The organism is Pseudarthrobacter sp. NPDC080039 (assembly GCF_040702335.1).
Taxonomy (GTDB): domain Bacteria; phylum Actinomycetota; class Actinomycetes; order Actinomycetales; family Micrococcaceae; genus Arthrobacter; species Arthrobacter enclensis_A.
In genome coordinates this window covers 114,146-127,031 of record NZ_JBFBKY010000003.1, presented here as the reverse complement: position 1 = coordinate 127,031, position 12,886 = coordinate 114,146, and the positions used below count along the sequence as shown (strand labels likewise).

The window sequence follows — 12,886 nt, the reverse complement described above, 5'->3', positions numbered from 1 at the left end:
CACCAGCACTAAAACGAAGTTAGCAAGGCTTGATGCGGTGTTGACCGGTTCTTGCAGGATCCTGTGGAAAGCCTTTTCAAGCTGTATCTTTCCTGCGGGACTAACCGGCAAGCCCTGCGATATCGAAAGGGTGGCCCAGCCCCGATACGGACAAAAGTAGTGCGGCCACTTCAGTCCTTCCGCCGCTACGGGAGCAGCTTGTAGTATTGGGCGCTTCCGATTTGTTCGGCCCCATAATGGCCTTTTACCCAGTCCACGATTCTCGCCGACTCTCCGCGGCCCTCAAGGGTCAGCGGCGGCAGGTCCTGAATGACTACGGACTCCACCTGGTGGTCGGCGACCATCCGCTGAAACTGTTCCAAGGTCGGGAAGGGATCAGTACCGTCAAATCCGCCTAGCGGCAGCACCGACCGTTTGCTGGCCAGCTGGTAGTTAGCTGCTGTCTCCGAGCCCACCATGGCTGCTGACCATGTGCTGCTATCCGGAGTGGCAGTGAGGCGCGAAACGATTCCGGGTTCTGGTAGGTCGCCGAACGTTAACGCCACGAAGCTGGGGGGCACTTCGGAACCCATCTGTTGACGGTCGGGATGGTCCGTGCGGATCCCGAGGATACTGGGACCAGCCACGACGACTGCACCCTCGTGCGGACTTAGCACTGTATTGACGGACCAAGCGAAAGGACCGACCAATAGCGCCACCGCCAAAACTCCCCCGTACAGCTTTCGGAGGGCTGGAAATGGAGGCGGAGCCACTAGAAAGGTTATGGCCACTGACCAGACAAGGAGTGCTACAACGGGGCCTCTCGGGAAATCTGCGGTTGAGCGACTCGCCGAAAGGAAGGCCAGGACCATTGTTGCTAAGAGCGTTCCAGCGAGCAGCGCCCGTGCACTTCGGCGATTACGAAGTCTGTACAAGTGCAACAGACCAGTCCCTGCGAGGCAGCATAGGGGCGGTACAACAGTCAGAGAGTAATAGGGGTGCACAATCCCGGACATAAAGGCCAGAACCGTCGAGGAGCAGAGAAACCACAGACCACAAAGACTGAGGAACGCGCGGTATCGGCGGCTGCCGCTCTGCCGCATGATGTGCCAGACCGCAATGGATAGGCCTGCGACGGCCAGAGGCAGGAACCAGCCAAACTGGCCCGAGAATTGCGGTTGCAGGAAACGCTGAAATCCTGGATCCAGTTTTTCAGCGAGGCTCACCGTGCTGGGAGACATCGTCCGGCTGGCGTCCACGCCTGTAAGACGGTCCAGGCCGTTGTACCCCAAACTCAATTCCACGGCACTGTTAGAACGGGATCCTCCGACGAAGGGCCGACTGGCGGAAGGGACCACCTGGACAAGGACGAACCACCAGCCCCCCGTAAATAAGGCTGACACGAGGGCGGCTGAGACGTGCAGGACTCGTTTCACTATTGGAGGTGTCGCAAACGCGAGGTAGGCAACACCGACTGCAGGCAGGACCAATGCGATTTGAAGCTGCTTGGTCAGCAGGGCAGCGCCTGTAAGTCCACCGGCAAGAATCAGCCACCGGAGTTTGTTGCGGCGTATGGACTCCAAAGCGGCGTAGGCTACGCCGATCATCAGCAGAGTCAACAACGCATCTGGATTGTTGTAGCGGAACATCACCACAGCAACTGGGGTTACGGCGAAAAACGTCGCGGCAAGAAGGCCTGCTGCGCGTCCGACATAGACGCGAACCATGCGGTATACCAGGTAAACACTCGCAACGCCCATCAAAGCCTGGGGCACCAAAATGCTCCAGGGGCTTAGACCGAAGGCTCGGACGGAGGCTGACATTACCCAGAGACTCAGCGGAGGCTTATCGACACTAATGGCGTTGCCCGGATCCGATGAGGAGAAAAAGAATGCCGTCCAATCTTGCGAGCCTGCCATTGCAGCTGCAGAGTAGTACGAATTGGCCCATCCGTTTCGATCCAGTCCCCACAGATAGAGCACAGCGGTTAGGACCAACAAGGCCAATAACATCGGATTTTCCCGCTGGCGAAAAAAGCTCGGCGGGTATGAAGCAAAGGTTGTTTGGCGCGCTCCTGGCACCTGTCCTGATTGCCCCTTGGGATGTGACGGGTCGGATGTCAGGGGCTTCAAGATGCCCGCGCCGTTTGAGCGCTTGAGCTGGCCACGACGCGGCGGAAAGCATCACCCCTGTGCACACGGAATACCCAGACGCGCAACATGACGAACCGCATAAGCGTCGCCAGGATATTAGCGCCAGTCAGTGTCACGAGTTCCATGGTAGAGGAAGAGTGCGGCGCAGAAGCATGCAATACCAACAGCGATGATGATGTTATTGACCAAGCCAGTGTAAACACGACAAGTCCCTGGAACTGCTGGGTAAAGAGCCTGTCCGGACCGTTCATACCGAAAGTAAAACGGCGATTAGCGGCCGTATTGCCCACAGCCGTTAGGAGGAGGGCGAGAAAATTGGCCGCCTGCGCGCCAAAAGACCCTTGAAACAGCACGTAGAGCAGGGCGAACGCCACCGTTGATATGGCGCCGACAACGCCGAACCGAATAACCTGACCAAAAAAGCTGGGCCTCGACTGTGGAACCATTGGGCGACGCCCCAGCTCTGCATATATCGCCTGGACGGGAATCGACCCCTTCACGAGGGAGCCTGTGAGGCGAATCAGTCCGCGAATGTCATCAACTGCAGTCTGCATAATGTCCACGCGGCTGTCCGGGTCGTCCACCCAGTCCACTGGGATCTCGTGAATCCGAAGGCCCGAGCGCTCCGCGATGATCAGGAGTTCCGTGTCAAAGAACCATCCGTTGTCCCCAATATGGGGAAGGAGCCTCTTCGCGACGTCAGCCCGGATGGCCTTGAAGCCGCACTGAGCATCGGAGAAACGAACCTGCATGGTGCGTTTCAGGAGAAAGTTGTACGAGCGCGAAATGAACTCACGCTGCGTCCCGCGGCTCACGCGGGAGCTCTGGCCAAGCCTCGTGCCAATGGAGATATCCGAGTGGCCGGACAACAACGGTGCCACCAGCGGGGGAAGTGCCGCGAGGTCCGTAGAAAGGTCCACGTCCACGTACGCCAAGACTTCCGCGGCGGAAGAACTCCAAGCATCACGGAGGGCCCAACCACGGCCCTTCACGTCAAGCCGCCGGTAAGCCACGTTTGACATGCGGTGGGCCAGGCTGGCCGCGATTGCTGGTGTCTTGTCAGTGCTTGCGTTGTCGGCGATGGTAATCTGCCACGTCACTGAAATTTCATTATGAAGATAATTTGCGAGTTCAGTGATGCTCTTTTCGAGTACCGATTCCTCGTTGAAGACCGGTACGACAATTTCAAGCGCCAGGCCCCCGTGGCTAAGTTTCATGCTATGTATGCTATGGACGGCTTCCGGGCAGAAACTCGAAACTGGGGGAATACTTATGAACTACTTGGGGAATCCTTGATCTCGTGGCTTACTGCTCTGCCGGGCTTTGTTGTGGCGAGTGCGCTGCTCGTGCTGCCCGGACTGCTTTTTGGCTGGGCGCTAGGGTTGCGGCGGATCTGGATGATGTCGTTTGCGCCAGTCCTGACAGCATCACTTGTTGCCGTCTCCACTCTTGCTTGCTGGTGGCTGCACGTCGACTGGCAGTTTGGCGTTTTCAGCGTGGCCACAGTGGTTTGTGCTGGAGTTACGCTCATCCTGGTCCGTGGAGGTGCCAGGCTGTGGCCGAAGTTCTTTTTTTGGGATCGAAGAGAACAGTCGCTGGGCGCTGCATACTGGCTGGCTTTGCTTGCCAGCGGGATCCTTCTGGCTCTGCGCTATGGTCAGGTTGTCGAGGACCCGGCCAACATCAACCAAGGCATAGACACGCCTTTCCACCTTAACCTCGTGCGGCAGATCATCGATTCGCGTGACGGGTCACCCTTCGCTGTGAGGGGGCTGATGGGGGAGACCGCAGGGTTTTACCCCCAGATCTGGCACGCACTCGCTGCACTTGTTGCTGAGGCAACGGGGCTACCAGTGGTTGAGGCAGCGAACGCCTTAAATTTCGCCGTAGTTGCCCTGGCTTGGCCAATCGGTGTTCTTTTCCTGGTTAACGTCGTCATTGGTCCCAAGATGGTTGCCTTGCTGTCTGCCGGTATTGCGAGCGCCGGGTTCTTTGCTTTTCCTTTTACTGTCATGCAGAGCCAAAAGAGCGACTTCGGTCCGCTGTTCCCTTACATGCTTGCTGTCACGTTCTTGGCTCCCCTGCTGGCGGTATTGGCCTTGTTACTTGGATTTGGTCGTACACCACCGATTCCTTGGCCGCTAGGCCTCACAACACTCCTTGCGGGACTGCCTGGACTAGTCATCGCTCATATGTCGGCTTTGGTAGCTCTTGTGGGGCTTGCCTCGGGTTTCGCCGCAATAGCCGCCGTGCGTTCCTTCCGGCAACTCAAACAGGTGAGGTCCAGCCCTTTTTCTTACCTGCAATGGATAGCACTTTGGACCAGCGTGTCTTCCTTTGGCTTGATTGTTTGGGCTGGAGTGCGGCCTATGACCACTACGTGGGATCCGATAGACACCCTTCCGGCGGCCATAGTAAGTGTTCTCGAGGTTGCTCCTACACACGGGGACGTCAGCTGGAGCCTTGCGGTGCTCACTCTGCTCGGAACCATCGTCCTGTTCAGGCGCCGAACTGAATGGTGGTTTCTGGCTGCATACGGAGGCGCCGTCACGCTTTATCTTGTAGCAGCGTCCCTACCGCAGCCGCTCGCGAGGAAAATTATCATTGGTGCATGGTACGGGGACCCCCCCCGGCTCGCAGCTCTCCTGCCGATATTCTGGGCCGTTATTGTGGGGGTTGCTGCGACGTGGTTATTTGAGAACCTCGCCTCCCGCTTCCGCATCAAATGGCTTGTTGCCGTTGCCATGGCAGCTACAGCGGCAGCCACGGTAATTTGGCCGACAAATTCGGAAACGGCGCCGGGGAGGGAACGCACCTACGCTCTCGCAGACGACTCACCATTGTTGAGCCCCGATGAACTTGAATTATTGGGACGGCTTAGTGCCGAGGTACCTGAGGGCGCTGTGATGGCTAACAACCCCTGGAACGGTAGTTCTACGGCGTTCGCGATCGCGGATCGACGGGTACTCTTCCCGCATGCGTATACCGGTTCGAATGCGGACCGTCTGCTGTTGGCCAAGATGCTAAATCAGGCTGCTCCTGGTTCTGAGGCTTGTGCTGCTGCAAAAAGGGAAAACGTTGGATTTCTTCTCGACTTTGGCGAGCACTACGTCGATCCGCTGCGTACAGAGGTAAATGATTTTCCGGGTTTTAGCGTTCCCACGGCTTCCTCAGCATTTGTCAAAGTAGACCAGCAGGGCTCCGCCGTGCTATATCGTTTCGTCGGTTGCGAGCTTGGCCTCGCCTCTCGGTGAAGTCAACTTGGAGAGTAAATCGTGTTGCGGGTGTCTGCTGGCACGGTCCTCATCGTTCTAGCGCCGTAGCCGGACTGGTCTAAACAGCAAAAACGGACCCCCTCGGTTCTGGGTGCCGAGGGGGTCCGGTCTATTGGGCGCCGAAGGGGCGCCAGCCTTGGTGGAAGGTCAAAATGCTCCGACGAAGTTCTTCATCACGTTGATGACTGCAGGCCCCATGATGACGATGAACAGGGCTGGGAGGATGCAGAACATCAGTGGAAAGAGAACCTTGATGGGCAGTTTCATGGCCTTCTCCTCGGCCCGTTGCCGCCGCTTGACGCGCATCTGCTTTGCCTGGGTCCGCAATACATTTGCGATCGCAATTCCGTAGATGTCCGCCTGGACTACGGCTCGAACAAAGGCACGAAGATCAGGAACATCGGTCCGGGAGGCCAAACCGAGGTAGGCGTCCCGGCGGCTCCTGCCCACCTGCATGTCCTGGAGGGTTCTCATGAGCTCGAAGGCCAGGGGGCCTTTTCCGTTTTGTGCTGCCCTCGCCATGGCAATCTCGAATCCCAATCCGGCCTCAACGGAGATCAGCATCTGGTCGAGTGTGTTTGGCAGTTCGAGTTCGATGGCTTTCTGACGCTCGACGCCCCTGCCGTGAACCAGGATGTCCGGAACAAAGTAAGCGAGGATTGCCGCCAGCACTACGAACAGGTAAGCCGACGGTGTGGGGTTCTTGCTGACGATAAGGATCCCAAGTACCGCGACGAGGAGCGCCAACGCCGGCTTGGCAATCAGCAGTCGCGGAAGGGGAAGCTGGGCGGGCCTGCCGGCCCGGGCCAGGAGTTTATCCAGCCAAGCCACGTACCCCTTGGGTGTCACCCTCATGCCCAAGGGAACCGATGGTTTGGAATCCACGGCCCCGACAGCCCCTGCCCCGGGCACCGCACCCTCCACGAGGCGGATGCCGCGCCCCAGGTTGCTGCGAACTGCTGCGAACCCCCTCCTGTCTACGGCCAGGAAGGACCAAACCAGGAATGAAGTGGGAAACACGATCAGGCCAACTATCAGCCAAGCCATTGCTGTCATGTCTTCCTCCTAGAACTTGATCTTCACGACGCGGCTGAGCCAAAACGAACCTGCAACCAGGAGAACAACTCCCACTCCCAGCAGGACCCACCCGATTACGGTGGTGTAAAGGGTCGCGATGTATGAGGTGTTGGCGACTGACATGTACAGGAACATTCCAATCGGGAGAGCCACCAGGATGTAGGCGGAGAGCCTGCCCTCAGCGCTCAGCGCCTTGACTTGGCCTTTGATCTGGCTGCGCTCGCGGATGGTTTCACCCACCTGGTCGAGGACTTCCGCAAGGTCCCCACCCACCTCGCGATGAATCTCGATCGCCTGGCCAACCCACTCGAAGTCTTCGCTACGCAGCCGCTGGGCAGCATCAAGCATGGAGTCCTTGAGGTCCCGCCCAAGTCTGTTTTCGTTGACCAGCCTTGCAAACTCCTCGGACGTGGGTACCTCCGCTTCCTTAGAAACTGCGTCTACGGCCCGGAGCAGGCTGTGCCCGGCGCGAAGTCCGCCGGAGAGCATTTGCAGGGTGTCACCCAGCTGCGCTTCGAACTTTGAACGGCGGCGGGAAGAAAGGACACTCAGGACCAGCATGGCCAGCACGGGAGTCGCCAGGACGAAAAGCAACGCCGCGGCAATTCCCCCGAGAATGAAGCCGACAAAGCCGGCGGTGACGGCTATGGACGCAACCAACAACAGGAAATCTGCTTGGCGCATCTTCAGGCCGGCCTGTTCCAACGAGGCGCGGCTGCCGAACCTGGCGTTTTTGCTGACGTTCCTTTCCAGGTAGGACGTGGCCGAATCCGTGACGCGCGTAAGGAGGGTTGGGCCGTTGGCTACCCCTGGCCTCCGACGGGAAATGGCAATCGCACCGCGGCTGCTCTTGAACGTGACGAAGAAGAGGACCGTGCCGGCGCCCAGGCAGAGTGCCACTCCGAGCGCCAGGAATACCGGGCTGGTGGTGGTCACCGGAAGCCACCGCCCACGGGCGAGCTGCCGAACACTGCGGGCGACAGCGAAATACCGAGTTCGGCGAAATGGTCCACGAACCGTGGACGTACACCCGTGGGCACTGGCCGCCCCAGGAATTTCCCGCTGGCATCCAGGCCCGCACTGTAATCAAATACGAAGGCGTCCTGGAGGGTGACTATGTCGCCTTCCATTCCTTGTACTTCGGTCACGTGCGTGATTCGCCGGGACCCGTCCCGCAGCCTGGAAATATGGACAATGAGGTTTACGGCAGAGGCAATCTGTTCACGGATGGCGCGCAGCGGCAGATCCATGCCGGCCATCAGGACCAGGGTCTCCAGCCTGGAGATGGCATCACGTGGTGAGTTGGCGTGAACGGTGGAGATTGAGCCGTCGTGGCCGGTGTTCATCGCCTGCAGCATGTCCAGCGATTCCCCTCCACGGACTTCACCAATGACAATCCGATCGGGCCGCATACGCAGGGAGTTGCGAACCAGATCGCGGATGGTGATCTCACCTTTGCCCTCGATATTGCGAGGGCGGCTCTCAAGCCGTACTACGTGTTCCTGCTGGAGTTGGAGTTCCACAGCGTCTTCAATGGTGACGATCCGCTCGTCCGAGGGCAGGAAGGACGACAGGACGTTGAGTAACGTCGTCTTGCCGGTACCGGTTCCCCCGGACACGATGATGTTGAGGCGGGCCTGGACACATGCGTGAAGAAGCTCGGCGATTTCAGGAGACATCGACCCCAGGGAAATGAGGTTATTGACTGTCAGCGGAACCTGGCCGAACTTGCGGATTGTCAGGGATGAACCGCTGACGGCCAGGGGCGGAATGATCGCGTTAACGCGGGATCCGTCGCTAAGGCGTGCATCCACCAGCGGTGACGACTCGTCAATGCGCCGTCCCACCTTCGTCACGATCCGCTCGATCACTCTGCGAAGGTGGTCCTCGTCATTGAACCGGGCACCGGTGACGCCGAGCTTGCCCTGGCGTTCAACGTAGATCTTGTCCGGACCGTTCACCATGATTTCCGTGATGTCCCCGTCCTTGAGGAACTTCTCAAGCGGGCCCAGGCCCAGGACGTCGTCGATAATCTCCTGGACAAGCCGGTTCCGCTCGGTGAGCGTCAGCGGGATGTCTTCTTCTTCGATGATCTTTTTGAGTTCATCCTTGACGTACTGCTGCAGCTCCGCGTCCTCGATGGAAGAATCCGTGATCCGGCTGCCCATGCGCTCATACAACGCCACACCGGCCCGTTCCTTGACGGCAGTGAGGGCTTCGTTGGGTTCAGCCGTGTACGCCGGGGAAACGAGCGGATCGGCAGCGGCGGTACTGTTGGGGCTCCATGGGGCTGCCGGCACTGCCGTGTCGGGGCCGTTCTTGACCTCGTCGTTTCCGCGGGCTGCTTCCAACCTTCTTGCCAGACTCATTGCACTACCGCCCTTCTGTGCAGCTTCTTGTGCTGTTTTTCCTTCCAATCAGGCTTGAGACGCTCCACCAGCTGGCTCAAGCCCCGCGCAGCGCTGTCCCGGCTGCCGTCCTGGAGGAGCGGCACGCCCTTGTTGGTGGAAAATGGAACGGCCCGGGAACGTGGGAGGACGATGTCCACCGGGCAGCCAATCGTCGCTTCCACATCCTGCACCGTGAGCCCACTCCTGCGATCCGCGAAGTTCAGCACAACGTGCCGGTTCTCGGGCAGGAGATTCAACTCCTCGAGGATCCGGAAGCCTGTCCGCAAGCCCCTGATGCTGGGAATGTCCATGCCACAAACCCACACGGCATCAGTGGCACGATCCAAAGTTGCAAGAACGTGTTCACCCAAACCGGGCGCGGTGTCGACCACGACGTACTGGAACTCGGAAGCGAGTTGCGCAATAAGGTGGCCCACCTGATCGCCGCTGATTTGATCGGCTTGGGCAGGATTAAGCGGGGCGCACAGGGCGTAGACACCGGATTGGTGCAGGGTCAGGTAGGACTTCAGGACCATGCTGTCCTGTACGGCCGCTCCGGTGACCGCATCAATCAAAGTACGCTCCGGTTCCAGCATCAGCCCGGAAGCAACGTCACCGAACTGAAGGTCAAGATCCACCACTACGACGTTGCTTTGTGAAACTTTCCCCAGCCCTACTGCCAGGTTCGTTGTCACCGTTGTTTTGCCCACTCCGCCCTTGGGCGACATCACGGCAATGATGCGGGTTCCGGTGGGTGCTTCCGCTACAGACGCACCCAGTCCCCTCCGTCGTCCCGCCGATGCCAGGCTGGCCCGTTCCAGCATCGCCCGGATGTCGTCAACTGACGCCTCCGGGCTAAGGAGGTCACGGATACCGGCCCGCATGGCCGGCAATGCGACGTCGGATCCTCCCTCAGTGACCAGGACTACACTGATCTCCGGGAACTGGAGATCGAACAGGCTCGCAAGCCGGATAGCATCTTCGGTTGGAAGCCCGGGACCCAGGAGGATCACTTCCGCTGGGTCCCCGTTGATGGCGCGAAGGATGTCGTCCGGGCTCGGCGGCAGGTAATCAGCCTGCAACGTTTGCACAGCTCCGTGGAGGCTGTTCGTGGCTTGCTTGGTCCGCTGGGTGAAGTTGTTGTCCGGGGTGATCAACACGAATCTGCTCATTTGACCAGCTCCACTTTCTTGATGACGGCCGGAGCGCTTTCCGTAGCTGATGCCGGTTCCTTCGTGAGCCAGAGCTTTCCGAACTCTGCGGCAAAGGCGATCTTTTGTGCGTCAGCGTCGCTGCGGGCAAACGTCACCAGCAACTGGCCCGTGGGCAGCTGCGTGTTTGCCTGTTCGCTGGATGCCTGGTTGCTCGCCGAGCTTTGGGTGACCGCCCGCTGGACGCTGGTGACCAGTACCTTGTGGAAGATCTGCTGCGCGGTCGCGCCGTCGGGGCCGTCTCCAGCGAACAGGGCTACGACGCCCACGGTGTCGCCGGCCGCGATACGTCCGCCAACAACCCGCTGCGCGTCGAGTTGGACGGAGATCTCCTGCATGCCGGCAGGAACGGGAACGGATCCCGGGGCTGCCAGAGACGTCGGGTCAACGAGGCGGACTCCCAGGAGGGGTTCTCCCGGTACCAGATCGGCGGACGCCACTTTCCCGTCGAGGCCGTCGAGGCTCTTCAGGGCGCCGTTGGGTACTGAAGCTGACGGGAGGGAAGTGAGCTTGACCGCCGACTTGATCTGGTCCAGCGTCGATCCTTGCGGGATCTGCTTTTCCACCACCAGAACGTCGATGGGTTGCAGGTCCGCCTGGGCCCTGGCTTCAGATCCTTGAACGTATGAAATGAGAAGCAGTGTGCCGACTACGGCGAGCACGAGCGCAACGATGCCTCCCAGAAGGCGAGTTTTCAATGTATTCCCCTAACTTGGTTCCTATTTGATGAGTGAGACACTGTCTGTCCCGAAGTCCGAGCCGCCGCTGCCTCCAATGGAGGTTGAGTATTCGACGAATTGGCCGATGATGCAGCGGTCGTTTCCACCGGAACAAGCCAGGTTGGCGTTCATGCCGGGATCCGTGGCAGTGTCACGGAACTCGTATGGCCCGGCAGCATTTCCGAAATGCCAGCCCCAGATGCTGAAGGTTGCATACCCCACGATGTGAAATACGCCTGTGTTTCCGGTGCCCGAGGCTGTGTCAAAAATGGGGAAGGTGACCTTTACGGTCCCGCCTGCCAGGAGCGTGTCTTTCCAGCCTTGGAGGATGGTTTGGCAAGTTGTGGGCGGGTTGTTGCCGGGGTTGCTCGAGGTGAAGTTTCCAATGGAGGTGACTGCAGTGCAGGGATCCGTTGATGCGTCGTCCAGCCATCCCCAGCCGCCCGGAACAGTAAGGCCGGACGCGTTTGTGCAGGAGGGAGTCCCGGGCTTCCAGGTGATCTTCTGTGCATCCCCACCCACAGGTGTTGCCGGCCCCAGGTTCCAGCAGCTTTGCGAGAAGGCCAGAGGAAATCCCTTGCCGCTGCTGGGATAACCCCACTTGGCAGACGCCGAAGCCCGGATGTCTGCTGTCGGGATCCCTATAACCCTGGCGAACTGAAGAGAGAAGTGGTTGCTTCCATCCGGGTCCTGCGACTGGAGAGTAACGTCGATGGTTCCGGCCGTGGCGTCAGCTACAGCGCTGAGAACGTTGCTGTGCGCATCCAGTGCGTTGCCGTTGGCGTACCCGGCAGCTGCAGAGGATTGATCGGCAGCGCAGGGCGTAGCAGACTTGGCGCACTCCCCGGCGATGGCGAGTGCCGAAGCGTCGGCACCGTTTTGAAGTTGCGCGTGCTCTGAATACATGGTGGCAACGTCGACGGCGAAGGCTGCCATACCCAGTAGGAACACCATAATGAGGGCTGTCAGAGGGGCAACGACGCCGCGCTCGGATTTGATTTTCTTCATGCGCCGCATCTCATGACACCTTTGCCTTGAATGTTGAGGCTGGCCGGCATCCCAGGAATCAGGTTGGGAAAGCCCGTCATCCACGGAGTTGTGTAGCTGACGCTGACCGAGACGTCATTGCCGTCAGCGCATGAACCTGTCCCTGTGTACGAGATGGTAATGTTCGCGTTCGTCAGAGACACAGAAGGAGCGGCCGCTACACCTGCTGCCTGCGCGCTGGAAGGTGAGTAGCCGGCGTCAGAGCAATGGACGGCGGCATAGCGTGATGCTTGGCGTGCCGCTTCACTAAGGGACACCTGGATGTTGAACGCCCGCCCCATCTCAGCGATCCCCAGGACGAGGGCTAGGAAGATTGGCAAAATCAGCGCAAATTCGACTGCCACGGCACCCGCGTCGCCACGATGGCGGCGACCGCTTCGCCTGCTAGCACGAGTCTTCGACATGGGATGACCAAATTCTGTGAAGCCGGGAAAGCCCCGGAATGCTTGATCGTGTTAGAGTCTTCGCCGACTTGTGCCTGAGCTTGCGGCATAGGTGGTGAAGATAAAGGGGGCGGATCAGGTGGCCTTGAGTTGACCTCCGGATCCGCCCCTCAGGCCTACGGCAGTTCGTTGCTGACCGTTGTGAAGGCCGTATTGATCTGTGTGCCAAGGGTCGCCACAATGACTATGATCACTGCGGCGATAAGAGCTACCAGCAAGCCGTACTCGACGGCAGTTGCACCCTTTTCGGAGCTCAATCGATTCTTGACCCCGATGATGGAAGCCAAGACTTGCGTCATGAAAACAGACATTTTCCCCCCTTCCAGGTACGGAGCAGTAACTAGGGCAGCTCGTTGGAGATCTTGGTAAAGGCGGCGTTGATCTGAGTCCCGAGCGTCGCAACGATAACTACGATCACTGCAGCAATGAGTGCCACCAAGAGGCCGTACTCCACGGCCGTCGCACCCTTTTCATCACGAGTGAAGCGATCCTTGACGCCGGCGACGAAAGCCATCATCGAGACCATAAGAGAAGTCATTTTAGTGTCCTTAATTCGGTGAAATGAATGGATATTTTTATTCCAACGAATTTC

Annotated in this window: 12 protein-coding genes; 1 reads left to right on the top strand and 11 read right to left on the bottom strand. The window is 59.1% G+C overall.

All coding sequences use genetic code 11. The features are described from left to right. Nucleotides 1-185 precede the first annotated feature (185 nt). On the bottom strand, nt 186-1,898 hold the full coding sequence (locus tag AB0313_RS04480) for a glycosyltransferase family 39 protein (RefSeq protein ID WP_366304250.1): 1,713 nt from the start codon (nt 1,896-1,898) through the stop codon (nt 186-188). Between the two features lie 209 nt (nt 1,899-2,107). Continuing rightward, nucleotides 2,108-3,349 carry a bifunctional glycosyltransferase family 2/GtrA family protein gene (locus tag AB0313_RS04475; RefSeq protein ID WP_366303892.1) on the bottom strand — a complete coding sequence of 414 codons (1,242 nt, stop codon included), beginning with the start codon at nt 3,347-3,349 and terminating at the stop codon, nt 2,108-2,110. Between the two features lie 3 nt (nt 3,350-3,352). Between AB0313_RS04475 and AB0313_RS04470 the strand changes: the two genes are divergently transcribed. Further along, nucleotides 3,353-5,386 (top strand): DUF6541 family protein, encoded by a 2,034-nt coding sequence (locus AB0313_RS04470; protein WP_366303890.1) that lies wholly within the window; start codon nt 3,353-3,355, stop codon nt 5,384-5,386. A 168-nt stretch (nt 5,387-5,554) separates the two neighbouring features. Here the strand turns inward: AB0313_RS04470 and AB0313_RS04465 are convergent, their stop codons facing one another. From AB0313_RS04465 to AB0313_RS04425, 9 genes are all read right to left on the bottom strand, one after another. After that, nucleotides 5,555-6,463 carry a type II secretion system F family protein gene (locus tag AB0313_RS04465; protein ID WP_366303888.1) on the bottom strand — a complete coding sequence of 303 codons (909 nt, stop codon included), beginning with the start codon at nt 6,461-6,463 and terminating at the stop codon, nt 5,555-5,557. Between the two features lie 9 nt (nt 6,464-6,472). Then, nucleotides 6,473-7,420, bottom strand: coding sequence for a type II secretion system F family protein (locus AB0313_RS04460; protein ID WP_366303886.1), 948 nt, complete (start codon nt 7,418-7,420; stop codon nt 6,473-6,475). Then, nucleotides 7,417-8,853 carry a CpaF family protein gene (locus AB0313_RS04455; protein ID WP_366303884.1) on the bottom strand — a complete coding sequence of 479 codons (1,437 nt, stop codon included), beginning with the start codon at nt 8,851-8,853 and terminating at the stop codon, nt 7,417-7,419. Before AB0313_RS04455 ends, AB0313_RS04460 begins: the two co-directional genes overlap by 4 nt. After that, on the bottom strand, nt 8,850-10,046 hold the full coding sequence (locus tag AB0313_RS04450; RefSeq protein ID WP_366303882.1) for an AAA family ATPase: 1,197 nt from the start codon (nt 10,044-10,046) through the stop codon (nt 8,850-8,852). The genes AB0313_RS04455 and AB0313_RS04450 overlap by 4 nt, the downstream gene beginning before the upstream one ends. Continuing rightward, nucleotides 10,043-10,783 carry a Flp pilus assembly protein CpaB gene (gene cpaB / locus AB0313_RS04445; RefSeq protein ID WP_366303880.1) on the bottom strand — a complete coding sequence of 247 codons (741 nt, stop codon included), beginning with the start codon at nt 10,781-10,783 and terminating at the stop codon, nt 10,043-10,045. Before cpaB ends, AB0313_RS04450 begins: the two co-directional genes overlap by 4 nt. A gap of 21 nt (nt 10,784-10,804) precedes the next feature. Then, nucleotides 10,805-11,812 carry a pilus assembly protein TadG-related protein gene (locus AB0313_RS04440; protein ID WP_366303878.1) on the bottom strand — a complete coding sequence of 336 codons (1,008 nt, stop codon included), beginning with the start codon at nt 11,810-11,812 and terminating at the stop codon, nt 10,805-10,807. Next, nucleotides 11,809-12,195 (bottom strand): TadE family protein, encoded by a 387-nt coding sequence (locus AB0313_RS04435; protein WP_366303876.1) that lies wholly within the window; start codon nt 12,193-12,195, stop codon nt 11,809-11,811. The genes AB0313_RS04440 and AB0313_RS04435 overlap by 4 nt, the downstream gene beginning before the upstream one ends. Nucleotides 12,196-12,410: 215 nt before the next feature. Next, complete coding sequence (locus AB0313_RS04430) at nt 12,411-12,605, bottom strand: Flp family type IVb pilin (RefSeq protein WP_366303874.1); 195 nt, start codon at nt 12,603-12,605, stop codon at nt 12,411-12,413. 29 nt (nt 12,606-12,634) lie between these two features. After that, complete coding sequence (locus AB0313_RS04425; RefSeq protein WP_366303872.1) at nt 12,635-12,832, bottom strand: Flp family type IVb pilin; 198 nt, start codon at nt 12,830-12,832, stop codon at nt 12,635-12,637. Nucleotides 12,833-12,886: the final 54 nt, after the last annotated feature.